Source organism: Catenulispora sp. MAP12-49 (assembly GCF_041262705.1).
GTDB lineage: Bacteria > Actinomycetota > Actinomycetes > Streptomycetales > Catenulisporaceae > Catenulispora.
The window spans coordinates 48,560-74,515 of sequence record NZ_JBGCCP010000037.1 but is presented as its reverse complement, the minus strand read 5'-3'; the positions used below and the strand labels follow the sequence as shown (position 1 = coordinate 74,515).

Here is a 25,956-nt window from a genome sequence, read left to right as displayed (position 1 = left end):
TGTGACCCGTGCCGGGTGGAACGGTGCGGAGGGCGGGGCCGGTGCGGCGGCGGGCGGTTCGGGCCGGTGGGCCTGTCCGTGTCGTGGGGCTAGGGGTCTCGTCGCGGGTTCGTGGTTGCTGACACGGCCTGCTGTGCGTGGGGCGGGGCGTCTGGTCCCCCCGTGGCGTCCCGCCCTGCGCTGATACATGAGCAAGCCGGACCGCCCGTGTCCTGGGGAGGAGGGGCGGTCCGGCGGGGTGATCAAACCCCGGTGCCGATGGTACCGGGGTGCACTGACATATGAGCACTCTGATTCCTCGGTGCGGGCGGTGTTGGTCCGAGTCGGGGAGGGTGTTGGGCGTGGTCGCCGGTGACTGGTCGGTGCATCCGGATTTCTGGGTGTGCAGGCCGGGCGTGAATTACGTGGTGGCGTATGCGCGGGCCCGCTGGCTGGCGTCGCTGCTGCTGGGGCTGGCCGGTCTTGAGGTGGCGTCTGAGGATCTGCGGTTGGCGGCGGCGCTGTATGGCCCGGGGTGGGCGGTGCGTGCGGATGGGACGGCGGTTGCGTGGATCGGGCCTGGTCCGGATGAGGCGGAGTTGTGGGCGGAGCTTGGCGCGGATGAGCCGTTGCCTGTGGGATTCGGCGGTTTCGCGGAGGCGGCGTAGGCGTCGTGGGTGACCTTGTGCGGGCGTGAGAGGGGATGGGTGAGGTGTCTGGTTCAGATGAGAACCTTTCGCTGCGGATCGATGGCTGGTCGCAGTGGACGTATTCACGGCTGATTGATGGCTTGCGCACTGCACGTGGGGGGCGTAGTCAGAATCAGGTGGCGATCGGTCTGCCGGTGCGGGGTAGGGCGATTTCGGAGTGGGAGACCGAGACGTACGTTCCGACGCTTGAGAACCTGATCTTGTGGGCGGGCAGGGTTGAGCGGCGGCTGGTGATCGAGGATCGTCGGGGTGAGTTGCAGAGTCTGGTGCGGCCGCGCGCTGGGGAGTCTTGGGTACTTTTTGAGCGGCGACGGTTGGCGTATCCGTTGAGGCGCCGTCGTGATGATCTGGGTCTGTCCATTTCAGAGCTGTGTAGGCGGGTTGGCGTTTCGCGGGACTCTGTTAGCCGGTGGGAGTTGGCGTATACGCCTCCCCGGCCTATTGCGTTGGTTGTGTGGGCTCAGGTGCTGGGGTGTTCGCTTGGGTTGCGGGAAATCGCAGAGCGAGAGAACCCGGTGTCTACATCGGATGGTCGGCAAAGCCGGGACGCCGTTGCCGACGCGCGCCGCAGTGCCGAAGGAATGCGAAGCGCGGAGCGGGCGTAGGGCGGGTGGGTGGGGTGCGGTTCCGGCGGCTGCCCGGTCGGCGTGGGGTCGGGCTGCCTGTTGCGCGGGGGTGTGTGTTGCTGCGCCTAGGTGGGGCGGGTTCGGCCGCGGGGCCTGGGGTTGGCCCCGCGGGGGGTTCCGCTGGCGAGTCAGGCTTGCCGTGCTGGCAGGTTCGGCCGGCGGGCGGCGTTCAGCTGAACAGGGCTTTGTGGTGTCGGTGCCGCCCGCCGGCCGGTTCTGCCTGGTGCGTCGGGCGTGTCCTGGTGCCTGGCTGGGCTGGTTCGGCGCGGGGCGGAGACAGGAGCGGCGGAGCAGACCAGCCGGGCTGTCGCGGTGGGCGTCGGCGATCGCCATGTGCCCCGTGGCCGTGTATGCGTGGCCGTGGGTTGGTGTGTGGGAACTATCTTCACCTTCGAGAGGCCTTGCTCCCGGGCGCGCGGGCCGCGCCCGCGCCGTGCGCTGCGAACGGCGCCCCAGCGCCGCATGCGCAAAGCGCAGGCGGCGCGGGCGCGGCCCGCGCGCGGCGGCCGAAGGCCGCCCTTGAGTAAGTAAAGATATTCTCCAGGACCCTGGCTCCGGTCTCGTGTCCGGTTCCGGGTGGCATGGCCGGGAGTAGGGGCCTGACGTGGGATGCTCGTGCTCTGCGCTTCGTGTGTGGTGCGTTAATCGGCTCGCGTTGATCAGGGCTCTGCGGTAAGATCGTCAGGTCAGGAATGGTAGCGCTGGCTGCCGGATCTGGCGGGGACACCTGTGGGCATCCCGATGTTTTCTCTTTCTCAGGACGTGAACCTTTTTCTCGCGGCAAACACTTTCTGCGACCGGTGTGGCGGCCGGTGCCGGGGCGGCGATCCAGTCGTGTCCGGGCTTTCGAAGCCTTCCTGATTCTTCGCCGCGCACTCTCTGAATCCTCCTGAGCGCTCCTGTCTTCTGTGGTTGCGGTGTCTCCCGTGGCGTCTTGCCTGTGGCGGTTGTCTGCCCGGGTTCGGCGCTGATGGTCCGGTGCATGGTCGGTGCGCTGAGTCTTCAGGGAGTGGGTTTGTTTCAGGTCTCGGGGGCTGGGTCTGCCGTGTGGTCGGCGGGTCCGGCTGGTTCTCCGTTCGCTTGGTTGCCACCTGGTGAGCGGGAGTTGATGGAGTTGTTGGCTGATCCGGAGTTTGCGCAGGTTGATGCGCAGGTTCGGGCGGTGGGTGCGTGTGAGAACCCGGTCCGGTTGTCGGGTGAGACGGTCACGTCCGAGGTTGGCTCCGGGCTCGTGGTGGATCTGTTCTCCTCGGTAGACGCGCCGGGTGGGGCGATCGTGGTGCGGTGTATGAACCGTCGTCGGTCGCGGTGCCGGTCGTGTTCAGCGCTGTATCAGGCGGACGCGTTTCATCTGGTGCGTGCCGGGTTCGTCGGCGGCAAGGGTGTTCCGGAGCATGTTCGGGAGCATCCGATGGTGTTCGCGACGCTGACGGCGCCGTCGTTCGGTCCGGTGCATCGCAAGCCTGACCTGTCACGGCCGACGGATCGGTGTAGGCCTCGGCGCGATGATCCGCGTTGTGTGCATGACCGGCCGTTGGGCTGCGGGGTCCGGCATGAGCCGGCCGATGTGTTGATCGGTCAGCCGATGTGTCTGGCCTGCTACGACTATGCGGGGCATGTGCTGTTCAACGCGTTGGCCACTCGGTTGTGGGGGGCGTTCGCTGAGGCGCTGTATCGGCGGCTGGCGCGGGCCGGTGGGGTGCGCAATGCCGAGATCCGCAAGCTGGTGCGGGTGGAGTATGTGCGGGCGATGGAGTATCAGGCGCGTGGGCTGGTGCACTTCCATGTCGGGCTGCGCCTGGACGGCCCGGAGGATCGTGAGGCGCCTCCGGTGTGGGCGACCTCTGAGGTACTGGCTGCTGCGGTGATCTCGGCGGCGTCGGCGGTGTCGATATCGGCTCCGGAGTCGAAGGCTTTCGGCTCCTACGTGCTGCGGTTCGGCTCGCAGCTGGATGCACGGCCGATCGTATTGGATGCGGCACAGGGCTTCCCGGCGGAGCGAGCAGCGGGCTACTTCGCGAAATACGTCACCAAGGGCACGGAGGACGCTCGGGGCACCGATAACCCGGTCACGCACCGTTCGCAGATCAGTCTGTGGGCGCCGACCAGGCATGTCGCTGCGGTGATGCACACAGCGTGGACGTTGAGCCAGCGACCGGAGTTCGCGGGTCTGGGTCTGGACCGCTGGTGTCACATGCTGGGGTTCGGCGGTCATGTCATGTCGGCGTCGCGCCGGTTCTCTGTCGGCATGGGCACGCTGCGGCGGATCCGGGTCGATCACAAGGCGGCGCAGGCTGCGGCAGAGCGGGGCGGGGAATCGGTCCGGGTCGAGACGGTCGCTGAACGGCAGTGGCGGTATGCGGGGCGCGGCTGGCAGACCGAAGCGATCAGCAACTACGCGGAAGGGGTCTACGAGGACGCGTTGGAGGCTCGGGTGCTGGCGCGTGAGGCTGCTGCGCTGGAGCGCCTTCGCGGGGGTGAGGTGGCATGACCGGTAAGCCGAAGCCCCGTCACCATGTGGTCTCTGGTGGTCCTGCCGATCGGGAGTTCCACCTCAACCGGGTGTGTTCGCAGTTTCCGAAGACGATCAGTGTGGAGTCGGTGCGGCGCCTGGCGCGGCTGTTCGAGGCTGAGGACCGCGCCGAGTAGCAGGTGAGCGCGTGCGGGCCGGATCGTTCAAAGCGGTCCGGCCCTCGGTTATGTGCTGCACGTAGGTCGGCAATGTCCGGGCGTGCCCGCTGAGCGCTCCGCTCGCTTTAAAGGGGCGCGCCGTAGGCGTCGATGCATGGTGGGTCGCCTAGCGGAGGTGACCACGCGCGGACTGGCGCGGTGGTGGTGGGGGCGGGGGTGGGGTACGGCACCGCCGGCCAACCTCTAATCGATCATGAAGCGGCTATCGGGTGTTCGGTCCGGTAGCGTGGGGCGGGGCCAGGCTCCTTGCACGAGTCTGGCCCCTTCGACGTGTCTGGGTCAGTGGAGTTGTGGCGGGTCGATGTCGATGCGGCTGAAGTCGAAGGTGCCTCGGACGGCTGATGCCTGGATGCGGACGGCGGGGAACAGGAACCGTAGCGCGGCGGCCTTGCGGTCCTCGGTGAGGTCGTCGAAGGATTCGGCGGCGCCTTCCCCGATGACGATTCCTTCAAGCGCGGTCAGTGGCCGGATGACGGTGGCCTTGTTCCGGGCGGCCATCCGGGCCTTGATCTTGGCCTGCATCTCGCGCATCTCGGCGGTGGTGATCTCTTTGGCGTCCCACATCTCCCGGATCTCGGCAAGCTTCACCTTGTCGTCGGCCTCGGCCTGCTCGGCGTCCGCAGGGTCCACCGTCACCGACGGCGCGACCAGATCCGACGGCGACAGCGACGTCAGGAAGTTCTTCGCCGCCTCCGTCACGAACTCCTCCAACTCGACAGCCTTGATCTTGCGCGTGCACGCCTCCGGCATCGAGCTGGTCTTACGCGTGCACCGGTAGTAGGGCACCCCGCCCACCTTTTCCCCGACCATGGAACGGGTGCAGTTGGTGCAGATCACCAACCCGGTCAACAGATACTTGCGGAAGCTACGGCGGGCATCGGCGTGATCGGCTGATCGCTGCTGGCGCAGACGGTGCACCTCCTCCCACTCCCCGACGCTCACGATCGCGGGCCACGCACCGGTGCGGTAGTCGCCGTTCGCGTCCTTCTGCACCTCACCCTGAAACGTGATCAGCCCGGCGTGCTTCGGCAGATCCAGGGTCGCCCGTACCCGCTGCACCGTCCATGGTCCGCCACCTGCTGAAGGGACCTGGCGCTTGTGGAGATCCTGGAAGATCGCCCAGATCGCGTCACCGTCCAGGAACCGGCGGTAGATCTCCTTAACGATCTCCTTCTCCTCTGGCACGACCGCGCTGGAGTCCTTGGTGTAGCCGTAGGTCCGGCGTCCCCCGTGAGCCTTCCCGGCCGCCAAAGCGTCCTCCTGCGCCGACTTCACCCGGCGTGAGGTGTCATCGGAGGACTTGCACGCGTGCGCCACCTCGATGCGCAGGAAGAACCGGTCATCGGCGTTGGACAGATCACGCCGGTTAGCCTGCCCGTGCAGGATCACGTTCCGCTCCTCGGCCTTGATCAGCAACTGCTCAAGATCCGGGGGCTGCCGCATCAACCGGTCCGGGTGGTAAGCCAGCACGTGACGAAACGCCCCGGCATCCATCGCCTCAAGCATCCTGTCCCACCCCGGCCGCTTACGGTTGCGCTGCCACGCGGACCGTGACGGATCGATGAACACATGATCCGGCGACACACGCAACCCGTACCGCGCGGCCATGTCCCGGCAGATCCGCTCCTGGCGCTCCACCCCGGTCTGATCGTCGTCCTTGATGTGCGAGATCCGGCAGTAGATCGCCGCCGACTCGCCTTCGAACTCTGATTTACCCATGGCTCTATTGTCCCACCACCATGGGGGGCAAACAACCTTTGAGCGTCCCGACCGAGCACCGCAGGACGTCGGCCGCCTGCGCCTCGGTGAGGTCTTCGTAGAACCGCAGGACTATGACGGCGCGCTGCCGGGGCGCGAGGTCGTTCAGCGCGGCCATCAGGAGGTCGCGTTCGCCGTGCTCCTCGACGTGGTCGCCGACCAGGCGGAGTCCTTCGGGCACGGCGGCGACCGGATACTCCGGCACCCGGCGTTTGCGGAACCGGCCGCGATGGCAGTTCAGGAGGACGCGTTGCAGGTACGCGTCCGGGTTGTCGGCGCGCCGTACCCTCCCCCACGAGGCGCAGGCCCGCTCGAACGCGGCCTGGGCGAGGTCCTCGGCGTCGTGCGGGTCGCCGGTGAGCAGGTACGCCGAGCGCAGGACGCGCGGCCACCTCTCGGCCATGAACCGGTCGAAGCCGTCGTCGGACGGCTCTGTTCCCTTGAGCATGCCAACCCCCTTCACCCCCGCACGATGCCGGATACCGGGGGCATGGTTGCCCCGCTATGCGGATCGGGTCCGCGGGCCGCTGGGCATGGCCTTGGCCGAGAGGTTCCGTGCGGCGATGCCGAGCCGGGTCTTGGGGACCAGCCAGCCCGCCGCGACGCCGACAGTACGTTGTTTCGGGGCCACGAGCTTGCGGTGCCGGTGTTCGTAGGCGCGCAGCGCGTCGGCGACGTCGCGGTGGTTCGCGAGGCTGTCGGCGAGGGTGTGGGCGGCGGAGATGGCGAGGCTGGAGCCGTCGCCGAGCAGGGACACGCACGAGGCCGCGTCGCCGACGAGGCTGACGCGGCCACGCGTCCAGGTGTCGAGGCGGACTGCGCTGACCGCGTCGAAGTAGAAGTCGTCGGCTTCCCGCAGCGTGTCGAGCAGACGCGGCACTTCCCAGCCGGCACCGGCGTAGGCGTCGAGCACGATGCGGCGGGAGCGGTCGAGGTCGCGGCCGTCGGCACCGGCACCGGCACCGTCGCCGTCGCCGACGTCGGCGAGGGCCGGCCCGCGGAAGATGAAGGCGGCCAGCGCGGAGCCGCGGGCGGGGTGGATCGAGGCGAGGCGGCCGGGGGTGTTGTAGAGCACGATCTCGTCCGGACGGTCGGCGGGGCGGCCCAGGGGCAGGGTCGCGACGTACAGGCCGAGATGGTGGACGTGGTCGCGCTCGGGCCCGAAGGTCAGGCGGCGCACGATGGAGTGCAGGCCGTCGGCGCCGACGACGAGGTCGAAGCGGCGCGGGGCGGCGCGGTCGAAGACCACGTCGACGCCGTCCCCGTCGGGGTGCAGGGCGGTGATGGTGTCGTCGAACACGAACTCGGCGTGCGGACGCGCGGCCTCGTAGAGGACCGCGGCCAGATCGGCGCGCGGTATCTCGACCTCGTCGCGGCGCCCCCGGGCAGCGGGGGTGGCCAGCCGGGCGGCGAGCCGTCCGGACGGGGCCAGCAGGCTCATCGCGGCGGTCGCGGTGGCGGCCTGCCGCAGCGCCGGCATGACGCCCATCGCCTCGACGACGGGGACGGCCGGGCCGCGCACGTCCACGGGGTTGCCGCTGGAGCGCAGGCCCTGCGAGCGCTCGACGACGGTCGGGTTCAGCCCCGCGCGGGCGAGCCAGTAGGCCAGGGTCGAGCCGGCGATGCCGGCTCCGGAGATCAGGACATCGGTCATACCGCGAGCGTACGTGCAGTCACTGCAAATATGCAATCACTGCAAACTTGCCATGGCTGCGTATGCTGAAGCCGTGACCGACCAGCACGCACCAGCACCACAACCGCCGACCCTGCGCGACCGGAAGCGGGCCCGGGTCCGCCAGGCCCTCGTCGACGCGGCGACCGGCCTGTTCGCCCGCGACGGCTATGAGCAGACGACCATCGCCGACATCACCGCGGCCGCCGAGGTCGGCGCCCGGACCTTCTTCAACTACTTCGCGAGCAAGGAGGACCTGCTCTTCCCGGAGAGCGACGAGCGGGTGCAGGCCACGCTCGACGCCATCGCCGCGCGCGGGCCCGACGAGGGTCCGGCCGAGGTGCTGCTGCGCGCGCTGCGCGGCGTCGGCGCCGTGAGCGACGAGATGGCGAGCCCGCAGGCCGCGCTGCGGCTGAAGCTGGTGCGCACCGTGCCGGCCGTACGCGGCCGGGCGCTGCAGATCCAGCTCGACGCGCAGCGGGAGATCGCGCACCACCTGGCCGCGGCCTACCCCGACACCCTCGACGAGGTCACGGCCGCGGCGGTGACCGGCGCCTTCATCGGCGCGATCACCGCCGCCCTGCAGGTCCTGCTCGAGGACTCCGACCGCCCCGACGACCCGGCCGAGTTCCACCGGGTGCTGGCCGAGGCCACCGACCTCGCGCTCGCGCCGTGGATGGCAAAGCGCGGCTGATCACGGGACATGCGGCGGCCCTCCGGACGCGCCAGACTTGCTAGACGATTGATTACTGGGGGTACCGGCGCGCTGTATCCGTTGGCGCCTTCGGCGCAGTATTTGATCAGCGGCGCCTGGCCGCCCCGGCCGACCACCCACAGCCAACCAGGATGAGGGAGGTCGTCCGTGACGCCCATGCTTGCTGCTGAACCGTTTCGCAAGACTGCTTGTCAGGTGCGGTGCTGCTTGCCGGAACCCCCAGGAATCAATCGTCTAGCGCCACCAAGCGGTCGACCACGGCCCGGAGTCAGACTCAGATCGGAGCACATCATGAAGGCTGTCCGTTTCAGCCGGTTCGGAGGGCCGGAAGTCCTGGAGCTCGTGGACCTGCCCGAACCGCATCCGGGGCCCGGACAGGTGCGGGTCGCGGTGCGGGCGGCCGGGGTCAATCCGAGCGACTGGAAGAAGCGCAGGGGGCTGATGGACGAAGAACTTCCGCAGACGCTCGGCTACGAGGCCGCAGGGGTGGTCGACGAGATCGGTGCCGGGGTCGAGGACGTGGCGGTCGGTGACCGGGTGGTCGGTTTCTCCATGTCAGGAGCCGCACAAGCGGAGTTGGCGGTGCTCACCCACTACGCGCCGATCCCGTCCTCCCTCGACTTCGCCGGTGCCGCCGCGCTGCCGGCCGCCGTCGAGACGGCCACGCGCGCGCTCGACCAGCTGGGGGTGAAGAACGGCAGCACGGTGCTGATCAACGGCGCCTCCGGCGGGGTCGGGAGCGCCGCGGTCCAGCTCGCGGTGGTGCGGGGTGCGCGGGTGATCGGCACCGCGAGTCCGGCCAACCACGAGTACCTGCGTTCGCTCGGCGCCGAGCCCGTCGCCTATGGCGAGGGGATGACCGACCGGGTGCGCGCGCTGGCTCCCGACGGGGTCGATCTGGCGCTCGACGCCGCCGGAAGCGGAGTGCTGCCCGAGCTCATCGAGCTCGCCGGGGGCGCCGACAATGTTCTGACGATCGCGGACTTCCTCGGGGCGCAGGAGCACGGCGTCCGGTTCAGCCGGGGTGACTCCGGGCGGGCGCTGCACGCGCTCGCCGAGGTCGGCCCGCTGATCGAGGCCGGGCGGTTCTCGCTGCCGGTCGCGCAAGCCTTTCCGCTGGCCGAGGTCGCCGAGGCGCACCGCGCCAGCGAGAGCGGCCACGTGCGCGGGAAGATCGTGCTGGTCGTGGCAGGCTGATCCGGTGAGCCTGAACCTGTTCGCGGGAGTGGCCGTCGCCGACTTCGAGGCGGCGTCGGCCTGGTACCGGAAGCTGTTCGGCGTGGAGCCGACGTTCTTCCCGCACGAGACCGAAGCCGTGTGGCAGCTCGACGAGGGCCGGCTGTTCTACATCGTCCAGCGGCCCGAGCACGCCGGCCACGCGCTGCAGACCGTCATCGTCGAGGACTTGGACACCGTCCTGTCCGGCACCGCGGAGCGCGGCCTGAAGCCGGCGAAGCAGGAGACGTACGCGAACGGCGTCCGCAAGATCACGTATCTCGACCCGGACGGCAGCGAGATCGCGTTCGGGGAGGTGCCGCGGTGAAGCGGAGTGCGGGGATCCTGATGTACCGGTTCGAGGACGGGGAACTGCGGGTGCTGCTGGTCCACCCCGGCGGCCCGCTGTTCACCAAGCGGGACGCGGGCTGGTGGTCGATCCCCAAGGGCGAGTATCACGACGACGAGGACGCGATCACGGCGGCGGTGCGCGAGCTGCAGGAGGAGACCGGGGCGGTGGTGGAGACCGCCGGCCTGGTGGAGCTCGGCTCGGTGCGGCAGAAGAGCGGGAAGGTGGTCACGGCCTGGGCCGTCGAGGCGGACTTCGACGTGACGACGCTGGTGAGCAACCTGTTCGAGCTCGAATGGCCGCCGCGGTCGGGCGTGCTGCGGGAGTACCCCGAGGTGGACCGGGGCGAGTGGTTCGGGGCGGAGGAGGCCCGCGGCAAGATCAACAGCGCGCAGGCCGCGTTCGTGGACCGGCTGGAGGCCTGGCTCGAGGAGCACGGGACCGTCTAGTCAGTCCCAGCGCACCGGCAGGTGTTTCAGGCCGTTCTGGAAGTTGGAGGTCAGGCGGACCGGGTCGCCGTCCTGGCGGATCCGCGGCATCCGCGTGAGGACCTGGCCGAGCATCGCGCGCATCTGGGTCCGGGCCAGGTGCGCGCCGAGGCAGTAGTGCGGGCCGAAGCCGAAGGTGACGTGGTCGTTCGGGCTTCGGGTGAGGTCGAGGCGGTCGGGGTCGGGGAAGACGGTCTCGTCGCGATTAGCGGAGGCGTGGTAGACCACGACCTTGTCGCCGGCCCGGATCGGTGTTTCCTGTTCGCCGAGGGTGACGTCGCACGTCGCGGTGCGGCGGAACTGCATGACCGGCGGCCAGAAGCGCAGGAGTTCGTCGACGGCGGTGCCGAGGCCGGCTTCGGGGTCGCGGCACAGCTGGTCGAGCTGGTCGGGATGCTCCAGAAGAGTGAGGAGCGCACCGGGGATGCCGTTGCGGAGGGTCTCGTTCCCGGCGACGGCGAAGAGGAAGAACATGTTCTCGAACTCGTCGTCGGTGAGGCCCTCGGCGAGGAGGCGGCCGACGATGCCGCCGCTGTCGCCATCGCTGTCGCCATCGCTATTGCCGTCCCTGTCGGACGTGGCAGCCGCGAGACCGTGTGCGTACGCGTACATGTCGGCCAGGCCGGCCCGGGAGCGCGGGCTGAGCGGACGGCCGTCGGGCCGGGTCATCGAGGCCGGACGCGCGGCGAGCGCCGCGCGGCCCAGCGGGCTCAGCGCCTCGGCATCGGCGGTGCTCAGGCCGGCGTAGTCCGCGTCCTGATATCCGATCACTCGGTTGGCCCAGTCGTACAGCAGCCGGCGGTCCTCGTCCGGGACGCCCATGATGCGGGCCAGCGTCCACACCGGCAGGTCGGCGGCGACCTCGACGAAGTCGGCGCGCCCGGCGGGCAGGACCACGTCGACGAGCACGCGGGCCCGCTCGGCGATGGTCTCCTCCAGGCGGCGGATCGCCCGCGGGGTGAAGGCGGCCGCGACGATGCGGCGCAGCCGGGACTGCGCCGGCGGGTCCTGATTCAGCATCATCGCGCGCACGAAGGCCAGGTCGTCCCGGGTCTCGGGGTCGCGGATCTGGGTGCCGCCGAGGTGCGAGGAGAAGGTCTGCGGGTCGCGCAGGACGCGCTTGACGTCGGCATGCGCGAACACTCCCCAGTACCCGGGCCCGGCCGGCCACGCCCCGACCGCCGGCTCCTCGATCCAGCACACCGGCGTGGTGCGGCGCAGCTCGGCGAAGCGGTCGTGGGGGACGGCGCGGGTGTAGGTCTCGGGGTGGAAGATCTCAGCCGTCACGGTCCCAGCGTGCCGCACAAACCCGCCGGCTCACAGAGGCTTGACCCAGCGGGACCACTCGGGCTGCGGCGCGTAGCCGCCGGAACGCCAGGCATGGTGGGCGAGGTCGTTCTCGTCGAGGACCATGGCGTCGGCGCGAGTGCCGCCCAGGGCGCGGAAGCGGGCTTCGGCGGCGGCGACCAGGAGGCGGCCGATGCCCGCGCGGCGGCGGCCGGGGTGGACGGCGAGGCGGTAGAGGTGGCAGCGCCAGCCGTCCCAGCCGGCGATGACGGTGCCGAGCAGCTCGGCGGTGGCCGGGTCGACGGCGAGGATCAGGGCCTCGGGGTCGCGGGCGAGCAGGGCTTCGAGCGCGCGGGCGCTGTCGGCGGGGCGGTGCGCGTCCTCGGCGGCCAGGTGCCAGAAGGCCAGGACCGCGTCGAGGTCGGCGGGGGTCGCGGGACGGAGTTCGGGAGCCGGCATGGCGACGACGCTATTGCGCCGCGAGGGCAACCGGCTTCTGTCGCCCGCGATGTGGGCCGGCGCAAGAAGGCCGCCGGCGCGCGCCCCGAAAACGTGTTCTCGCAGAGCAACCGCACTCCGGCACCAGCGATCAGCGATCAGCGGCCCAGGTGGCCGCGCCGCGCGCCTCTAAGCCCGTCCTACTCGTCGTCGCCGATCACCGGCTCCAGCAGCGTGCCGGCGTTGTGCTCCAGCAGCCGCCAGCCGCGGCGGGCCTCGCCGAGGATGGACCAGCAGCAGTTCGACAGGCCGCCCAGCGCGCTCCACAGCTCGGCCGGCAGGCCCATCATGCGGCCGAGCGCCACGCGCGCCGCGCCGCCGTGGGTGGCCACCACCAGGATGCCGCCGGGCGGGACCTTCTCCAGGCCGCGCAGGATGGCCGGGACCACGCGATCGGCGACCTCGACCTCCAACTCGCCGCCGCCGCGCCGGATCGGCTCGCCGCGGCGGAAGGCGGCGAACTCCTCGGGGTAGCGGGCGATGATCTCGTCGTCGTTCAGGCCCTGCCAGCGGCCGGCGTAGGTCTCGCGCAGGCCCTCGTCGAGGCTGACCGGCAGGTCGGTGAGGCGGGCCAGGGTGTCGGCGGTGCGGGTGGCGCGGATCAGGTCGGAGGCGACGATGACGCTGGGGCCGAGGCCCGCCAGCACGCGGGCGGCCCGCTCGGCCTGCGCCAGGCCGACCTCGTCCAGGGGGATGTCGGTCTGGCCCTGGAAGCGGCCCTCCAGGTTCCAGGCCGTGCGGCCGTGGCGCCAGAGCACGATCTGGCGGGAGCCCGGCTTGTGCGCGGCCCGGTCCATGCCGGACGGCGCGGTCTCGGTCGGCTCCTGGCCGCGCGGGGCCGGGGCTCCGTCCCCTATGCCCCCGTCCTGGTTCCCGGTCACGCGCCCGGACCGCCGGCGAGGTCGTCGTCCTCGTCGAACTCCTCGAACCCGTCGGACTCCTCGCCCCGGCCGTCCAGGCCGTCCTCGGGCGCGAGGTCCTCGGCCTGGCCGGCGACCGCCGCCGCCGTGCCGGCCGGCCGCTCGCTGCGGCCGTTCGTCACCGATTCGGGCAGCTCGATGAGCGGGCAGTCCTTCCAGAGCCGTTCGAGCGAGTAGTACGTCCGCTCCTCGGCGTGCTGGACGTGCACCACGATGTCGATGTAGTCCAGCAGGACCCAGCGGCCCTCCTGCTCGCCCTCGCGCCGCGCCGGCTTGGCGCCGATCTCCAGCAGCCGCTCCTCGATGCCGTCGACGATCGCGCGCACCTGGCGGTCGCTGTTGGCGGAGGCCAGGACGAAGGCGTCGGTGATCACGAACACGTCGCTCACGTCGTACGCGACGATGTCGTCGGCCACCTTGTCGGACGCCGCCTGGGCCGCCGCGATGGCGAGTTCACGGGCGCGGTCGGTTGCGGTCATGAAGGTCTTCCGTTCGTGGTCACTTGCTGGGCGGTTACCAGGATCTCATGCGCGCCGGGGCACCGGGCCCGGGTTTCGGGCGCGGCGGGGGGCCGCTCAGCCCGCCGGGGCGTTCGGCGTGCTCGGCGAACTCGGCGCGCTCGGCGTGGTCGGCTGGTCGGCCGGCACCTGCCCGATCTGCGTCCAGTCCGCGCCGAGCACCACCCGGGCGTCGGTGAGCGTGGTGTCGAAGGGTGTGACCCGCACCGCGCTGTCCGGCAGCCCCAGCGCCAGCGCCACCTGGTCGCCGAGCGACATCGCGCCCTGGGACGGCACCATCACATAGGTGTTCGGCGCCTGCGCCACCACGCCCTGGTCCATCGGCGTGTAACCGCCGCCGACGAGCTTGGACTCGGCCATCGCACGGCTGGAGACGGTGTCCGACCGGCCCGTGGCGTCGGCCACCGAGACCCGGGTCAGGCCGCCGTTGTCCTTGGCCTTGGACGCGCCGGGCAGCAGGTTCTTGACGACCGCGGACGCCTGGTCCAGGTCCATCACCCCGGAGCCGTCGGAGCGCACCGGCAGCGGCTGCTCGGTGAACCGGCCGCCCTGCTCCTCGGCGCCGAGCGCGGTCAGGATCCCGGCCAGCTTGTCGTTGGGCAGCGCCGGGTCCGGGACCGCGGCCAGGCTGTTGAGCACCGCGGTGGTGGTGCTCGCCTGGTGCGGGATCTTGGCCAGCATGGCCTGCACGACCTGGCCGAACCGGGCCAGCTGCTTGTCCGGGGACTCGCCCTTGGGCTTGTAGGTCGCGTAGTAGGCGGCCTTGTCGCCGGTCATGTCCTGCCGGCCGGCCTGGAAGAGCGGCTTGCCGCTCGGGTCGAGCACCGCGGCGGCCGAGGCCGGGTCCACGGTGACGGTCACGCCGATCAGGTTGTTCAGCAGCGCCGCGAAGGTCAGCCCGTCCATCGACCAGACGCCGTCCACATCCACGCCGAGCAGCGTGGTCAGCGCGTCCTTGCCGGCCGGCGCGGTGTCGGGCATGGCACCGCCGAACGCCTGGCTGTCCAGCGCCGCGGACTCCACGCTCAGCTCGGAGGGGATCAGCACCGCCGCGCCCCGGCCGGCCGGATCGCTCTTGCCGGCCACCTCGTTCTTGTCCGCGACCAGCACCACGTTGCCGACCGCGTTGCCGTTGGGGTCCTTGACCTGGAACAGGACCGTGGTCTCGGTGGCCTTCACGCTGCTGTCGCCGCTGAACAGGAACCACGCGCCGCCGCCGACCACCAGCAGCACCAGGACGGTCGTCAGCGAGATCAGCTGGACCCGGCGCCGCCGCGCGCGCTCGGCGCGGCGCTCGTCCCGGCCGACGAACTCGAGCCAGTTGCTCAGCTCGCCCTCGGGCTCGCCGGTGTCACCGATGCCGCCGGTGCTGCCGGTACCCGCGCTGCCGCCGGCTTCGGCCGCGCTCTCGACGGTGACGCCGCGCACCGGGGCCGGCTCGGGGTCCGGTACGAAGCCGGCGACCGGCTCGGGCATCGTCGGGAACGCCGAGACGCGCTGGACGGACGGGTCCTCGTACGAGGGCTGCTGGGGGAACTGCTCGTAGGACGGAGTCTGGGGGGCCTGGGGAGCCTGCGAAGCCTGGGCTTGCGCTTGAGCTTGGGGCTGGGCCTGGGCCTGGCCGTAGGGGTCGTACTCGTACGACGGCTGCTGCGGCGCTTGATAGGTGGGCTGGTAGAAGCCCGAGGAGTCGAGGTTCTGGTACTGGGCAGGCGCTTCGGGATAGGTGTTTCCGTATCCGTACGACTGCGCCTGGTAAGGGTCTTGGCTCTGGTATGGATCCGGCGCCTGGTGCTGGTCCTGCGCCTGATAGGGATCCTGGGCCTGGTACTGCTGATACCCGCTCTGCTGGTATCCGCCCTGCTGATACCCGCCCTGTTGGTATCCGCTCTGCTGGTATCCGCCCTGCTGATACGGGTCCTGCTGGTACGGATCCTGTTGGTACTGCGGCTGCTGGTAACCGGGGTCCGCGTATCCGCTGTACTGGTCGTACGCCGCGGCCTCCTGCTCGGCCCGGGCCACGTACTCGGCGGGCCTCTCGTACTCCCCCGAACCGTGCCGTCCGGCGCCGGAACCCTGGCTCTGCGCGGTCTGATACGGGTCTTCCGGTGGGTTGTCGGCGCGCCGCCGCCGGCCGCGTCCCCCGTTGCCGCCGCTGCCGCCGCTCGGCGGATCGTTCTCCCCCGGCCAGCTCATGCCGTCCCTGTCCCAGGGGTGTCCCGATAGAGCCCCCGCTTGTTGATGTACTGGACGATGCCGTCGGGCACCAGGTACCAGACCGGTTCGCCGTGCCGGACCCGCTCGCGGCAGCCGGTCGAGGAGATCGCCATGGCCGGCACCTCCACCAGCGAGGCCTTCCCCGGCGGCAGGCCCGGGTCGGCCAGCTGGTGGCCCGGCCGAGTGACGCCGATGAAGTGCGCGAGGTCGAACAGCTCCTTGGCGTTGTGCCAGGAGAAGATCTGCTCCAGCACGTCCGCACCGGTGATGAAGAACAGGTCGGTGTCCGGGCCGCGCTCGGCCGAGAGCTCCCGCAGGGTGTCGATGGTGTACGTGGGCCCGCCGCGGTCGATGTCGACGCGGCTCACCGAGAACCGGGGATTGGAGGCGGTGGCGATCACCGTCATCAGGTACCGGTCCTCGGCCGCGGACACCCGGCGCTCGGACTTCTGCCAGGGCTCACCGGTCGGGACGAACACCACCTCGTCGAGCCCGAACAGGCTCGCGACCTCGCTGGCCGCGACCAGGTGGCCGTGGTGCACGGGGTCGAAGGTGCCGCCCATCACGCCCAGCCGCGTGCGGCGCCGTCGGGGCGCCCCGGCGGCCTGCGGCTCGGACGTCGGATGAGAGGTCATGGCGCGTCACCCTACCCGGTCGGACAGGTGCGGTGGGACTACCGATCCTTGTTGAGGCGCGTGGTGACGAACAGCAGGATCAGCAGGACGACCAGGACGATCGCGCCGTTCAGCGGCGGGTTGATGCCGTCGTGCGTCTTCTCGGGCGTGACGGCCCCCTCGGCGAGGAGGGCGTGCGCGGCCTGCGTGGCGGAGGAGAATGCGGACATGGAGGTCAGCATAGGGGGTCCCGGGTAGCGGAATCCCGGCAGGGTGCCCGCTATCGCGGGCACGTCAGCCGCGCGGGCTACTCGCCGTCGGAGTCGTGGTTCCGGTAACCGCGCAGACACGCCCACGCCATCAGCGCGACCGTGATCACCGCACCCAGGACGAACCAGCGCAGCCAGCCCGCGGTGTGCGGAGCGGTCTGGGCGGGGAACGGGCTGGGGTCCGCCAGGAAGATCGTGTTAACGACATGCATAGCGTCCACATTACGCCCGGCTTATAGGGAACTCATTGGCAGGTCCACGCGTCCCTCTTTGGAGAGCTCCACCGGCGGTCACGGGAACGACCCGCAAGGGACGTGCCGGGTCTACTGTGAGCTACTGAGACGTCTACAAGGGGGTTCCTGTATGCCGGAACGCGAAGGTTCTGAGAACACGCCGGAGCGGAACCGCCAACGGTTCCCCGGCATCAGCTCCCGGGCCTACGAACACCCCTCGGACCGCACGGCGCTGGTCGCGCTGCGCAAGATCGAGGGCTTCGACATGCTGCTGCGCAAGCTGTCCGGGTTCATCGACGAGCGCAAGATCCGGCTGTCGCTGCTGGCCGACGGGGTCAAGGTCGGCGACCTGCAGTTCCCGCGGCTGCAGACGATGCTGAAGGACGCCGTCGACGTCCTGGACATCGGCTTCATGCCGGAGATGTACGTGGTCCAGAACCCGGTCCCGAACGCCTTCACCATCGGCATGGACCGCCCGACGATCGTGCTGACGACCGGGCTGTACGAGCTGATGGACGAGGAGGAGATGCGCTTCATCGTCGGCCACGAGGCCGGCCACGTGCTCTCCGGGCACGCCGTCTACCGCACGATGCTGTTCTGGCTGACCAACTTCGCCACGAAGCTGGCCTGGATGCCGATCGGCAAGTGGGGCATCGACATGTTCATCAACGCCCTGCTGGAGTGGTTCCGCAAGGCCGAGCTGTCCTGCGACCGCGCCGGCCTGCTGGTCGAGCAGGACCTGGACGCCGCCATGCGCTCCCTGATGAAGCTGGCCGGCGGCTCGCACCTGGCCGAGATGAACCCGATCGCGTTCCTGGAGCAGGCCCGCGAGCACGAGGGCGGCGGCGGCATGCGCGAGTCGATCCTGAAGCTGATGAGCCTGCGCGAGCGCACCCACCCGTACACCTCGATCCGCGCCCTGGAGCTCACCCGCTGGGTCGAGGCCGGGGACTACCAGCGCGTGATGGGCGGCACCTACCCGCGGCGCGAGGAAGACCCGCAGGCCAGCGTCCGCGAGGAGGCCAAGGCGGCGGCGAGCCAGTACAAGGAGAACTTCGAGAAGACCACCGACCCGCTGCTGACGAAGGTGCGCGGGTTCGCCGACGAGGTGGCCGGGGTCGGCAGCCGGATCGGCGAGACGATGTACCGCAAGTGGGGGCCGAACCGGGGCCCCGACGGCGCGGAGGAGGGCGCGGAGGAGGGCGCTGAGGACTGAGCCCTGAGAACTGAGCCCTGATGCGGTGAGGGTTCGGTGTTCAGCGTTTGGAGTTCGGTGTTCAGCATTTCGCACGCGATGGCCCCGGTTCCCGTTGGAACCGGGGCCTGCCGCGTGTCAGGCCTTCATCACCAGCTGGTAGTCCAGGCCCGCGACCGAGAAGCGCAGCGAGTCCCCGCCGGAGACCGGCCCGGCCGCACTCGCGCTGGTTCCCGCGCTTGAGCCGTCCGGGGTACCGGAAGCGGGGGGCATGTTCGGGTTCCGGCCGTTCCCACCCTTCGAGGACGAGAACAGCCGCGGCACCCCGATGATCGCCGAGGTCACCAGCGCGGCCAGGACCACCCAGGCCACGTTCCGCCGCCAGCGCCGGCGCCGCCCGGTGCCGTAGTCGACCGGCGCGCCCCGCTCCCGGACCGGCGCGGGGGCGTCGGCGAGGTCTGTCGGGGTGCCGTCGGTCCGCCAGCCGCCGTCCCGCGGACCCTGGCGCTTCCACTTCTCGCTGAGCTCACGCTGCCGCGCCGAGGGCTCCTTGAAGGTCGCGGCCTTCGTCGACTCCTTGGTGAAGGAGCGCTCGAACTCTTCCCACTCCTGCGCGGAGAATATCGGCGCGTCGCCGGGGTCCTCCGCGTTCTGGTCCTGGTTCTTGTCCTCGGCCACGGACGGCCTTCCCCAAACCCTCTAAGGCACAGCCCACTTCCCCCGGGCCGCGACACGGACATGATGGGCGAAAGGCTACTTGATCCGGCCCCGTTGCACACCTGATTCCGGGCGCCGGACGTGAGGGGTCTCAGCGGGCGTCTCAGCGGCGGGTCTCAGCGGCGACTCACTCGCGGATCTGGCCGTCGCCGACCATGAGGTACTTCGTCGAGGTGAGCTCGGGCAGCCCCATCGGGCCGCGCGCGTGGGTCTTCTGCGTGGAGATGCCGATCTCGGCGCCGAACCCGAACTCGCCGCCGTCGGTGAAGCGCGTCGAGACGTTCACCCCGACCGCCGCGGCGTCCACCCGCAGTTGGAAGGCCCGGGCCGCGTTCAGGTCGCGGGTGACGATCACGTCGGTGTGGCCGGTGTTGTAGGCGTTGACGTGCTCGATGGCGGCGTCCAGGGAGTCCACCACGGCCGCGGACAGGTCCAGCGACTCGTACTCGGCGGCGAAGTCCTCATCGGTGGCCGGCACCACGGCGGCGGAGAACGCCGCGACGCGCTTGTCGCCGTGCACCGTCACACCCTTGTCCGCCAGCGCGGCGAGCGCCTTGGGCAGGAACGCATCGGCGACATCGGCGTGCACGAGCAGCGACTCGGCGGCGTTGCAGACGCTGTAGCGCTGGGTCTTGGCGTTGACCAGGATCGCCAGCGCCTGGTCGAGGTCGGCGGAGGCATCGACGTAGACATGGCAGTTCCCGGTCCCGGTCTCGATCACCGGCACCCGCGCATTGTCCACCACGGACCGGATCAGCGAGGCGCCCCCGCGCGGAATGAGCACGTCGACCAGCCCGCGCGCGTTCATGAGGTGGGTGACGGCCTCGTGCGAGTCGCCGGGCACCAGCTGCACGGCATCGGCCGGGAACCCGGCGGCGGCCAGCGCGTCGCGCATGACGGCGACCAGCACGGTGTTGGAGTCCTTGGCGGAACTGGAGCCCCGCAGCAGCGCGGCATTGCCGGACTTCAGGCAGATCCCGGCGGCATCCACGGTGACATTGGGCCGCGCCTCATAAATGATCCCGACCACCCCGAGCGGCACCCGCACCTGCCGCAACTCGATGCCGTTGGGCAGGACACCCCCACGCACACTCTCCCCGACCGGATCGGGCAACGAGGCCAGCTGGCGCAACGCCTCAGCGATCGCGGCGACCCGCGCCTCGGTGAGCGTGAGCCGGTCGATGTACCCGGCGGCCGAACCACCCTCCCGTGCCCGCTCGGTGTCGCGGCCGTTGGCCTCGACAATCTCGCCACTCCGGGCCACGAGCGCGTCGGCCATGACGTGCAGCGCCGCGTCCTTCTCACCGCGCGGTCGCTGAGCCAGGTCGGCCGCGGCCTTCTTGGCACGGCGGGCGGCGTCCAGGACTTCGGTCTGCAGGTCCGTCATGGGTCCAGCCTAAGCCGGACGGGGGCGTCTCAACGGGGATTTCGCCTGTCGAGACGCCCACGCCGGACCCCACGGCGGCTAGGCGGCCAGCGGCTTCACCGTCAGCTGGTAGTCCTCCCGCACCCGGCCGTCCTCGTCCAGCACCAGGAACACTCGCGCCGACCAGGCGGTCTCCCCGGCGTCCTCGCCCTGTGCGTGGTCCAGGCGGATGGTGAAGCTGACGATGTCGCCGTGGACGGTTGCGTCGTCGCCGCCGGAGGCGGTGTACGTGGCGTTGGCGACGAAGGCTTCGTGGGCCTCGGCGACGCGTTCGGTGAGGGCGGTGTGGCCGACGTACTGGTTGCCTTCGACGTATTCGATGCCGTGGCCGGTCCACAGTTCCGCGACGGCCTTGGCGCGCTCGGCGGGGTCGGCGATGCCCCAGACGGCGATGTAGTTGTCGACGATGGGCGAGATCTCAATGGTGTTCGTCATGGCCATGACTCTGGGTTCGCCGGTCGCGGGAGGGTCAAGGGGCCGGAGCGGCGGGACTCTCCGGTAGGGGGAGGGCTCAGAATCGAGGCATGGGACCGTTCCTCTCCATCGGCGACTTCTCGCGCGCCACGCATCTGACCGTCAAGACGCTGCGCCACTACCACGACGTCGGGCTGCTGGAGCCGGCCGACATCGACCCGGCCAGCGGCTACCGCCGCTACACCACCGGGCAGATTCCCGCCGCTCAGGTCATCCGGCGCTTTCGGGAGCTGGGTATGCCGCTGGAGGAGATCCGGACGGTGATGGCCGCGCCTGATGTGGACACCCGCAACCGGCACATCGCCGCGCATCTGGACCGGCTGGAGGCGGAGCTGGGGCGCACGCAGCGGGCCGTGGCCTCGTTGCGCGATCTGCTGGCGCCCGGCGAGGCCGACGCCGCGCCGGACATCACGCTGCGCGCGATGCCGGCCGTGCCCGCGGCGGCGATCACCGAGACCGTGGCGATGGCGGACGGCGCGGCGTGGATGCAGGGTGCGCTGGGCGAGCTGTACGCCTCCGTCGCGGGCCAGGGGCTGGCGCAGACCGGGCCGGCCGGCGGGCTGTTCACCGACGCCGTGTTCACCGAGCACCACGGCGAGACGACCATCTTCGTCCCCTGCGAAGGTCCGGTACGCCCGCTGGGTCGGGTGCGGCCCACCGAGGTCCCGGCCGCCGAGTTCGCGGTCATCGAGCACGCCGGGCCGCCGATCGAGTCCGACCGCGCCTACGGCGCGCTGGCGGCGTACGTCGAGCGCCACGCGCTGGCGGTGCAGGGGCCGATCCGCGAGTACTACCTCGTCGGGCAGCGGGACACCCCCGAGGTGGGCCGCTGGCGGACCGAGGTGTGCTGGCCGGTGTTCCGCGTAGGGGCCTGAGGTCGGTGGGGGCCTGAGGCCACCGCGCCCCCGCAAGAAAAAGCACCGCCACCGATGCAACCGAACCCTCAGCCGTCCCAGTCGGGTGGGTGTCAGCGAGCGGGGCCACGGCCCCGCCACCACCCGGGCCGCATGTGCCGGCCGGCGAGACACGCAAGGAGGGCGGGCCGATGGCCAGATCCGACCGGGACGCGGAGTTCACCGAATATCTCAGGGCCCGATCAGCATGGTTGACCCGGGTCGGCTTCCTGCTGTGCGGCGATTGGCACCGGGCCGACGACCTGGCGCAGACGGCGGCGGTGCGGCTGTACCGGCACTGGAACCGCGCTTCCCGCGTCGAGAACATCGACGCCTACGCGCGCCGCATCCTGGTCAACGCCTACCTCGACGAGAAGCAGACCGCCTGGTCCCGCTTCACCTTCCTGCACCGCGGCACGGTCGACCGGGAGGCGCCGGCACTCGACGCCGACGCCTCCCTCGACCTGCGCGGTGCGCTGGCGCAGCTGGCGCCGCGGCAGCGGGCGACCGTAGTGCTGCGCTACTACTGCGACCTGTCGGTCGAGGAAGCCGCGGACGTACTCGGGTGCTCCACCGGAACCGTCAAGAGCCAGACGGCCCGGGCGCTGGCCCATCTGCGGGTGCTGTTGTCACCCGCGTCGGCGATCGAACTCGAAGGGATCACACGATGACCGACGACTTGGCCACGGCCCTGCACACCATGGCGGATTCCGACCAGCCGCCCGTGATGGACGTCGAGAGCGTGCTGCACGAGGGGCAGCGCAGTCTGTTCCGGCGGCGCATCGCGACCCTCGGCGCGGGGACCGCGGTCCTGGCGGCGAGCGCGCTCGCGGTCGGGACGCTGGCGGGCATGGGGAGCGGGGTGCAGAGCGGCGACGGCGACGGCACGGACTCAGCCGCGTCGAGCACCTACGTGGTGGACCCGCACGACCCGGTGGTCACCCACTTCCAGTTCGGCTACGTCCCGTCGGGGATGGTCGCGTACGGCGGCGTCGACCCGACCGACGTGCAGATGAGCACGATGTTGGAATCCGAGAGCGGGCGCTTCCAGCTGGACCTCGTCCCCATGGAAGCCCCCATCCTGATCGACGGCGACCCCCGCGGCGACGGCCCGGTCGAGAAGGTCTCGGTGAAGGTCCCGGGGGCGACCACGGCCTACTGGTTGGGCTACGGAAAGGGCCGAGTCGTGCAGAGCAACGGCGAAGGCGGCGAAATGGCCACGCTGGCCCTGCGGTTGAAGAGCGGCCAGTGGATGCAGATCGACGCCAACAACATCGAAGATCGCGCGGACTGGAAGGAGCAGGTGCTCCGAAGCGCAGCCGGTCTGGTCCGGAAGGACCGCTCGGTACCGATGCCCATCCAGCTCGCCGGGGCTCTCCCTCAGAGCTTCGTGTTCCGGGGAGGCAGTGTCCTGCGCAAGGACGGTGTCACCACCGGCGACCTCATGTACCGCCTGGGCTCGGCGGACAAGCCCGTCGAAGACATCGTGGCCATCAACGTGTTCACCACCGGCAGTGGGAAGAACTCGACAGTGCCCGGCGCGAACAGCAAGGGCGTCTGCAAGGACTCGAAGGGGCTGACCGTCTGCGTCTTCTCCCCCAAGACCGATCCCGCCGCGCTGACCGCGATCGGCGGCCCGCAGGCCCTGCTGGACCGGGTCACCTCCCTGGGCACCGACCCGGCGGCCTGGACGACGGACGTCATCCACTGATTCCGCACGTTGCGCAAGTTCTGCAAAGAAGACGGAGCTGGGACGCCACACAGGCATCCCGGCTCCGTCATGCTCTATCAGTACTCGTCAACGCCTACCGCAGCACGACCAAGTCGTCCCGGTGCACCAGCTCCCGCTCATACTGCGGACCCAGCGCCGCCGCCAGCTCCCGGGTCGAGCGCCCCAGCAGCTCGGGCAGCTCGCTCGCGTCGTAGTTCACCAGGCCGCGCGCGACGGCGGTCCCGGAGTCGTCGACCAGGTCCACCGGGTCGCCGGCGTTGAAGGACCCTTCGACGCCGGTCACGCCGGCCGGCAGCAGCGACAGCCGCCGCTCGACCACCGCGCGCACCGCGCCGGGGTCCAGGCGCAGCGACCCGCGCGTGTCGGCGGCGTGAGCCAGCCACAGCAGCCGGGTCGGCGTGCGCGAGCCGGTCCGGTGGAACAGGGTGCCGACCATCTCGCCGCGCAGTGCGCGCGCCGCGTGCGCCGCAGAGGTCAGCACGACGGGGATCCCGGCCTCGGTCGCGATCCTCGCGGCCTCGACCTTCGTGGCCATGCCGCCGGTACCGACCCCGGCCTTGCCGGCGCCGCCGATGGCGATCCCGGCCAGGTCCTGCGGCCCGCGCACGTCGGCGACCTGCGAGGTGCCCGGCTTGGCCGGGTCGCCGTCGTAGAGCGCGTCCACGTCGGACAGCAGCACCAGCAGGTCGGCGTGCACCAGGTGGGCCACCAGGGCCGCGAGCCGGTCGTTGTCGCCGAAGCGGATCTCGTGCGTGGCGACCGTGTCGTTCTCGTTCACGATCGGCACGACGTTCATGTCCAGCAGGCGCGCCATCGTCTGGTGCGCGTTGCGGTAGTGCGAGCGCCGGGTGGTGTCGTCGACCGTGAGCAGGACCTGGCCGACGGTGCGGCCGTAGCGCGCGAAGGAGGCGGTGTAGCGCCCGACCAGCAGGCCCTGGCCGACCGAGGCCGCGGCCTGCTGGGTGGGCAGGTCCTTGGGCCGCTTGCGCAGGGCCAGCGGCGCCAGGCCCGCGGCGATGGCGCCGGAGGAGACCAGCACCAGCTGCGTGCCCGGGACGCCGAGCCGTGCGGCCAGCGCGTCGACGAGCGCGTCGACACGCTCGCCGGACAGGCCGCCGACAGCGGTGGTCAGCGAGGAGGAGCCGACCTTGACCACGATCCGCCTCGCGGCGGACACCTCTTCACGCAGTTGGCCGGTCACGGTCGCTCAGAACCCTTACTCTCGCGTTTCCCGCGGGCTACTCGTCGTCCCCGGGGGCGAACAGGTCGATTGTCCCATCCGCGCGACGCCGGTGCGCCTTGCGATACTCGGCGTCTCGCGATGTGGGCCGCTCCTCGTGCAGGTGCAGGCGGGGGTCCTCGCCGCGGCGGCCGCCGGTGGCGGTGACGCCCAGCGCGCCGGTGGGGATCGAGGGCTGCCAGTCGAAGACCACGGCCCGCGGGCCGTCGCCGATGACCACGGTGTCGCCCTCGTTGGCGCCCATCTTGACCAGCTGGTTCTCGACGCCGAGCTTGTTGAGCCGGTCCGCGAGGTAGCCGACGGCCTCCTCGTTGTTGAAGTCGGTCTGGCGCACCCAGCGCTCGGGCTTGTCGCCCCGCACGAAGTAGGCGTCCTCGTCGGCGTCGTAGGCGATGGTGAAGCCGATCTCGTCGACCGCCCTCGGGCGGATGACGATGCGCTCGGGCTCCGGCTCGACGCGGTTCGCCCGCGCCTCCTCGACGATCTTCGCCAGCACGAAGGACAGCTCGCGCAGGCCCGCGCGGGACACCGCGGAGACCTCGTACACGGCCAGCCCGCGGGATTCCAGCTCCGGCCGCACGATGTCGGCCAGGTCCTTGCCCTCGGGGATGTCGGTCTTGTTCAGCACGACCAGGCGCGGCCGCTCGGACAGCTTGCCGTACATGCCCCACTCGCTCTCGTCGCGGGAGGCCTCGTAGGCGCGCAGTTCGGCCTCGATGACGTCCAGGTCGGAGATCGGGTCGCGGTCGCTCTCCAGCGTGGCGCAGTCCAGGACGTGCACCAGCACCGCGCAGCGCTCGATGTGCCGCAGGAACTCGTGGCCCAGGCCCTTGCCGTCGGAGGCGCCGGGGATCAGGCCGGGCACGTCGGCGATGGTGTAGACCGACTCCCCGGCGCTGACCACGCCCAGGTTCGGAACCAGGGTGGTGAACGGGTAGTCGGCGATCTTCGGCTTGGCCGCGGACATCGCCGCGATCAGCGAGGACTTGCCGGCGCTGGGGTATCCCACGAGGGCGACGTCGGCGACCGACTTCAGCTCCAGGGTGAACTCGCCGTCGTCGCCGGGCTCGCCGAGCAGCGCGAAGCCGGGGGCCTTGCGCTTGGAGGTGGCCAGCGCCGCGTTGCCCAGGCCCCCGACTCCGCCTTGCGCGACGACGAAGCGGGTGCCGCCGCCGACCAGGTCCGCGACCACCTCGCCGGAGGAGTCCTTGACCACGGTGCCGGAGGGCACCGGCAGCACCAGGTCGGCGCCGTTGGAGCCGGTCTGGAAGTCGCCGCCGCCGGGCTTGCCGTTGCCGGCCTTGCGGTGCGGGGAGAAGTGGTAGTCCAGCAGCGAGTTCGTGTTCGGGTCCACCACCAGCACGATGTCCCCGCCGCGGCCGCCGTTGGCGCCGTCGGGGCCGCCCAGCGGCTTGAACTTCTCGCGCCTGACCGAGGCGCAGCCATGGCCGCCGTTCCCGGCCGTGACGTGCAGCTTCACACGATCGACGAATGTCGCCATGGTCAGCGCCTCCTAACGT

General features: G+C 70.7%; 27 protein-coding genes and 1 pseudogene. 12 read left to right on the top strand and 16 right to left on the bottom strand.

Annotated elements, in window-relative coordinates; genetic code table 11:
• Nucleotides 1–341: 341 nt before the first annotated feature.
• The 4 genes from ABIA35_RS40735 (at nucleotide 342) to ABIA35_RS40720 (ending at nucleotide 3,964) form a co-directional block, all read left to right on the top strand.
• Nucleotides 342–647, top strand: a complete 306-nt coding sequence (locus ABIA35_RS40735; RefSeq protein WP_370361496.1) for a hypothetical protein — start codon at nucleotides 342–344, stop codon at nucleotides 645–647.
• Nucleotides 648–682: 35 nt separating this feature from the next.
• Nucleotides 683–1,294, top strand: coding sequence for a helix-turn-helix domain-containing protein (locus tag ABIA35_RS40730; protein WP_370361495.1), 612 nt, complete (start codon nucleotides 683–685; stop codon nucleotides 1,292–1,294).
• Between the two features lie 1,129 nt (nucleotides 1,295–2,423).
• Nucleotides 2,424–3,806: a replication initiator gene (locus tag ABIA35_RS40725; RefSeq protein WP_370361494.1), complete on the top strand. Its 1,383-nt coding sequence runs from the start codon at nucleotides 2,424–2,426 to the stop codon at nucleotides 3,804–3,806.
• Nucleotides 3,803–3,964: a hypothetical protein gene (locus ABIA35_RS40720; RefSeq protein WP_370361493.1), complete on the top strand. Its 162-nt coding sequence runs from the start codon at nucleotides 3,803–3,805 to the stop codon at nucleotides 3,962–3,964. The genes ABIA35_RS40725 and ABIA35_RS40720 overlap by 4 nt, the downstream gene beginning before the upstream one ends.
• 321 nt (nucleotides 3,965–4,285) lie before the next feature.
• On the opposite strand, the gene ABIA35_RS40715 is transcribed toward ABIA35_RS40720, so the two are convergent.
• Genes ABIA35_RS40715 through ABIA35_RS40705 form a run of 3 tightly spaced genes read right to left on the bottom strand, consistent with a single transcriptional unit; the run spans nucleotide 4,286 to nucleotide 7,418 of the window.
• Nucleotides 4,286–5,725 (bottom strand): recombinase family protein, encoded by a 1,440-nt coding sequence (locus ABIA35_RS40715; protein WP_370361491.1) that lies wholly within the window; start codon nucleotides 5,723–5,725, stop codon nucleotides 4,286–4,288.
• 4 nt (nucleotides 5,726–5,729) lie between these two features.
• Nucleotides 5,730–6,212, bottom strand: a complete 483-nt coding sequence (locus ABIA35_RS40710) for a SigE family RNA polymerase sigma factor (RefSeq protein WP_370361490.1) — start codon at nucleotides 6,210–6,212, stop codon at nucleotides 5,730–5,732.
• Between the two features lie 54 nt (nucleotides 6,213–6,266).
• Nucleotides 6,267–7,418, bottom strand: a complete 1,152-nt coding sequence (locus tag ABIA35_RS40705) for an FAD-dependent monooxygenase (protein ID WP_370361489.1) — start codon at nucleotides 7,416–7,418, stop codon at nucleotides 6,267–6,269.
• Nucleotides 7,419–7,470: 52 nt separating this feature from the next.
• Here ABIA35_RS40705 and ABIA35_RS40700 point away from each other — a divergent pair, with 52 nt between their 5' ends.
• The 4 genes from ABIA35_RS40700 (at nucleotide 7,471) to ABIA35_RS40685 (ending at nucleotide 10,164) form a co-directional block, all read left to right on the top strand.
• On the top strand, nucleotides 7,471–8,130 hold the full coding sequence (locus ABIA35_RS40700; protein WP_370361488.1) for a TetR/AcrR family transcriptional regulator: 660 nt from the start codon (nucleotides 7,471–7,473) through the stop codon (nucleotides 8,128–8,130).
• 312 nt (nucleotides 8,131–8,442) lie between these two features.
• Nucleotides 8,443–9,348 (top strand): NADP-dependent oxidoreductase, encoded by a 906-nt coding sequence (locus ABIA35_RS40695; RefSeq protein WP_370345716.1) that lies wholly within the window; start codon nucleotides 8,443–8,445, stop codon nucleotides 9,346–9,348.
• 4 nt (nucleotides 9,349–9,352) lie between these two features.
• Nucleotides 9,353–9,694 carry a VOC family protein gene (locus ABIA35_RS40690; protein WP_370345714.1) on the top strand — a complete coding sequence of 114 codons (342 nt, stop codon included), beginning with the start codon at nucleotides 9,353–9,355 and terminating at the stop codon, nucleotides 9,692–9,694.
• Nucleotides 9,691–10,164: an NUDIX domain-containing protein gene (locus tag ABIA35_RS40685; protein WP_370345712.1), complete on the top strand. Its 474-nt coding sequence runs from the start codon at nucleotides 9,691–9,693 to the stop codon at nucleotides 10,162–10,164. The genes ABIA35_RS40690 and ABIA35_RS40685 overlap by 4 nt, the downstream gene beginning before the upstream one ends.
• Here ABIA35_RS40685 and ABIA35_RS40680 read toward each other — a convergent pair whose 3' ends face one another.
• From ABIA35_RS40680 to ABIA35_RS40645, 8 genes and pseudogenes are all read right to left on the bottom strand, one after another.
• A complete protein-coding gene (locus tag ABIA35_RS40680; protein ID WP_370361487.1) occupies nucleotides 10,165–11,490 on the bottom strand; it encodes a cytochrome P450 in 1,326 nt (441 codons plus the stop codon).
• A 30-nt stretch (nucleotides 11,491–11,520) separates the two neighbouring features.
• Complete coding sequence (locus tag ABIA35_RS40675) at nucleotides 11,521–11,949, bottom strand: GNAT family N-acetyltransferase (RefSeq protein ID WP_370361486.1); 429 nt, start codon at nucleotides 11,947–11,949, stop codon at nucleotides 11,521–11,523.
• A 179-nt stretch (nucleotides 11,950–12,128) separates the two neighbouring features.
• On the bottom strand, nucleotides 12,129–12,785 hold the full coding sequence (locus ABIA35_RS40670; protein WP_370345763.1) for a histidine phosphatase family protein: 657 nt from the start codon (nucleotides 12,783–12,785) through the stop codon (nucleotides 12,129–12,131).
• A 188-nt stretch (nucleotides 12,786–12,973) separates the two neighbouring features.
• A pseudogene (rsfS, locus tag ABIA35_RS40665) lies at nucleotides 12,974–13,387 on the bottom strand (ribosome silencing factor); the annotation flags it as partial.
• Nucleotides 13,388–13,483: 96 nt separating this feature from the next.
• Complete coding sequence (locus ABIA35_RS40660) at nucleotides 13,484–15,622, bottom strand: LCP family protein (RefSeq protein ID WP_370361485.1); 2,139 nt, start codon at nucleotides 15,620–15,622, stop codon at nucleotides 13,484–13,486.
• Nucleotides 15,619–16,278: a nicotinate-nucleotide adenylyltransferase gene (gene nadD, locus ABIA35_RS40655; RefSeq protein ID WP_370345704.1), complete on the bottom strand. Its 660-nt coding sequence runs from the start codon at nucleotides 16,276–16,278 to the stop codon at nucleotides 15,619–15,621. The genes ABIA35_RS40660 and nadD overlap by 4 nt, the downstream gene beginning before the upstream one ends.
• A gap of 38 nt (nucleotides 16,279–16,316) precedes the next feature.
• Complete coding sequence (locus tag ABIA35_RS40650; protein ID WP_370345702.1) at nucleotides 16,317–16,487, bottom strand: hypothetical protein; 171 nt, start codon at nucleotides 16,485–16,487, stop codon at nucleotides 16,317–16,319.
• 77 nt (nucleotides 16,488–16,564) lie between these two features.
• Nucleotides 16,565–16,738: a hypothetical protein gene (locus ABIA35_RS40645; RefSeq protein ID WP_370345700.1), complete on the bottom strand. Its 174-nt coding sequence runs from the start codon at nucleotides 16,736–16,738 to the stop codon at nucleotides 16,565–16,567.
• Between the two features lie 151 nt (nucleotides 16,739–16,889).
• On the opposite strand from ABIA35_RS40645, the gene ABIA35_RS40640 reads away from it, so the two are divergent.
• The gene (locus tag ABIA35_RS40640) at nucleotides 16,890–17,975 is read left to right on the top strand and encodes a M48 family metallopeptidase (RefSeq protein ID WP_370361484.1); all 1,086 of its coding nucleotides are present in this window, start codon (nucleotides 16,890–16,892) and stop codon (nucleotides 17,973–17,975) included.
• A gap of 117 nt (nucleotides 17,976–18,092) precedes the next feature.
• Here ABIA35_RS40640 and ABIA35_RS40635 read toward each other — a convergent pair whose 3' ends face one another.
• From ABIA35_RS40635 to ABIA35_RS40625, 3 genes are all read right to left on the bottom strand, one after another.
• Nucleotides 18,093–18,632: a hypothetical protein gene (locus tag ABIA35_RS40635; protein ID WP_370345696.1), complete on the bottom strand. Its 540-nt coding sequence runs from the start codon at nucleotides 18,630–18,632 to the stop codon at nucleotides 18,093–18,095.
• Between the two features lie 166 nt (nucleotides 18,633–18,798).
• Nucleotides 18,799–20,058 carry a glutamate-5-semialdehyde dehydrogenase gene (locus tag ABIA35_RS40630; RefSeq protein WP_370361483.1) on the bottom strand — a complete coding sequence of 420 codons (1,260 nt, stop codon included), beginning with the start codon at nucleotides 20,056–20,058 and terminating at the stop codon, nucleotides 18,799–18,801.
• 78 nt (nucleotides 20,059–20,136) lie between these two features.
• Complete coding sequence (locus ABIA35_RS40625) at nucleotides 20,137–20,532, bottom strand: hypothetical protein (protein WP_370361482.1); 396 nt, start codon at nucleotides 20,530–20,532, stop codon at nucleotides 20,137–20,139.
• An 89-nt stretch (nucleotides 20,533–20,621) separates the two neighbouring features.
• On the opposite strand from ABIA35_RS40625, the gene ABIA35_RS40620 reads away from it, so the two are divergent.
• From ABIA35_RS40620 to ABIA35_RS40610, 3 genes are all read left to right on the top strand, one after another.
• A complete protein-coding gene (locus tag ABIA35_RS40620; protein WP_370361481.1) occupies nucleotides 20,622–21,446 on the top strand; it encodes a MerR family transcriptional regulator in 825 nt (274 codons plus the stop codon).
• A gap of 170 nt (nucleotides 21,447–21,616) precedes the next feature.
• Nucleotides 21,617–22,135: a SigE family RNA polymerase sigma factor gene (locus ABIA35_RS40615; RefSeq protein WP_370345688.1), complete on the top strand. Its 519-nt coding sequence runs from the start codon at nucleotides 21,617–21,619 to the stop codon at nucleotides 22,133–22,135.
• Nucleotides 22,132–23,175, top strand: coding sequence for a hypothetical protein (locus ABIA35_RS40610; protein WP_370361479.1), 1,044 nt, complete (start codon nucleotides 22,132–22,134; stop codon nucleotides 23,173–23,175). The genes ABIA35_RS40615 and ABIA35_RS40610 overlap by 4 nt, the downstream gene beginning before the upstream one ends.
• Nucleotides 23,176–23,269: 94 nt before the next feature.
• Here ABIA35_RS40610 and proB read toward each other — a convergent pair whose 3' ends face one another.
• The gene (gene proB / locus ABIA35_RS40605) at nucleotides 23,270–24,397 is read right to left on the bottom strand and encodes a glutamate 5-kinase (RefSeq protein ID WP_370361478.1); all 1,128 of its coding nucleotides are present in this window, start codon (nucleotides 24,395–24,397) and stop codon (nucleotides 23,270–23,272) included.
• Between the two features lie 37 nt (nucleotides 24,398–24,434).
• Complete coding sequence (obgE, locus tag ABIA35_RS40600; RefSeq protein ID WP_370345682.1) at nucleotides 24,435–25,937, bottom strand: GTPase ObgE; 1,503 nt, start codon at nucleotides 25,935–25,937, stop codon at nucleotides 24,435–24,437.
• Nucleotides 25,938–25,956: the final 19 nt, after the last annotated feature.

Coding starts and splice junctions, on each gene's coding strand:
- ABIA35_RS40730 (WP_370361495.1), top strand. CDS start 683: ATGGGTGAGGTGTCTGGTTCAGATGAGAACCTTTCGCTGCGGATCGAT.
- ABIA35_RS40725 (WP_370361494.1), top strand. CDS start 2,424: ATGGAGTTGTTGGCTGATCCGGAGTTTGCGCAGGTTGATGCGCAGGTT.
- ABIA35_RS40720 (WP_370361493.1), top strand. CDS start 3,803: ATGACCGGTAAGCCGAAGCCCCGTCACCATGTGGTCTCTGGTGGTCCT.
- ABIA35_RS40715 (WP_370361491.1), bottom strand. CDS start 5,725: ATGGGTAAATCAGAGTTCGAAGGCGAGTCGGCGGCGATCTACTGCCGG.
- ABIA35_RS40710 (WP_370361490.1), bottom strand. CDS start 6,212: ATGCTCAAGGGAACAGAGCCGTCCGACGACGGCTTCGACCGGTTCATG.
- ABIA35_RS40705 (WP_370361489.1), bottom strand. CDS start 7,418: ATGACCGATGTCCTGATCTCCGGAGCCGGCATCGCCGGCTCGACCCTG.
- ABIA35_RS40700 (WP_370361488.1), top strand. CDS start 7,471: ATGGCTGCGTATGCTGAAGCCGTGACCGACCAGCACGCACCAGCACCA.
- ABIA35_RS40695 (WP_370345716.1), top strand. CDS start 8,443: ATGAAGGCTGTCCGTTTCAGCCGGTTCGGAGGGCCGGAAGTCCTGGAG.
- ABIA35_RS40675 (WP_370361486.1), bottom strand. CDS start 11,949: ATGCCGGCTCCCGAACTCCGTCCCGCGACCCCCGCCGACCTCGACGCG.
- ABIA35_RS40670 (WP_370345763.1), bottom strand. CDS start 12,785: ATGGACCGGGCCGCGCACAAGCCGGGCTCCCGCCAGATCGTGCTCTGG.
- ABIA35_RS40660 (WP_370361485.1), bottom strand. CDS start 15,622: ATGAGCTGGCCGGGGGAGAACGATCCGCCGAGCGGCGGCAGCGGCGGC.
- nadD (WP_370345704.1), bottom strand. CDS start 16,278: ATGACCTCTCATCCGACGTCCGAGCCGCAGGCCGCCGGGGCGCCCCGA.
- ABIA35_RS40650 (WP_370345702.1), bottom strand. CDS start 16,487: ATGTCCGCATTCTCCTCCGCCACGCAGGCCGCGCACGCCCTCCTCGCC.
- ABIA35_RS40645 (WP_370345700.1), bottom strand. CDS start 16,738: ATGCATGTCGTTAACACGATCTTCCTGGCGGACCCCAGCCCGTTCCCC.
- ABIA35_RS40640 (WP_370361484.1), top strand. CDS start 16,890: ATGCCGGAACGCGAAGGTTCTGAGAACACGCCGGAGCGGAACCGCCAA.
- ABIA35_RS40630 (WP_370361483.1), bottom strand. CDS start 20,058: ATGACGGACCTGCAGACCGAAGTCCTGGACGCCGCCCGCCGTGCCAAG.
- ABIA35_RS40625 (WP_370361482.1), bottom strand. CDS start 20,532: ATGACGAACACCATTGAGATCTCGCCCATCGTCGACAACTACATCGCC.
- ABIA35_RS40620 (WP_370361481.1), top strand. CDS start 20,622: ATGGGACCGTTCCTCTCCATCGGCGACTTCTCGCGCGCCACGCATCTG.
- ABIA35_RS40615 (WP_370345688.1), top strand. CDS start 21,617: ATGGCCAGATCCGACCGGGACGCGGAGTTCACCGAATATCTCAGGGCC.
- ABIA35_RS40610 (WP_370361479.1), top strand. CDS start 22,132: ATGACCGACGACTTGGCCACGGCCCTGCACACCATGGCGGATTCCGAC.
- obgE (WP_370345682.1), bottom strand. CDS start 25,937: ATGGCGACATTCGTCGATCGTGTGAAGCTGCACGTCACGGCCGGGAAC.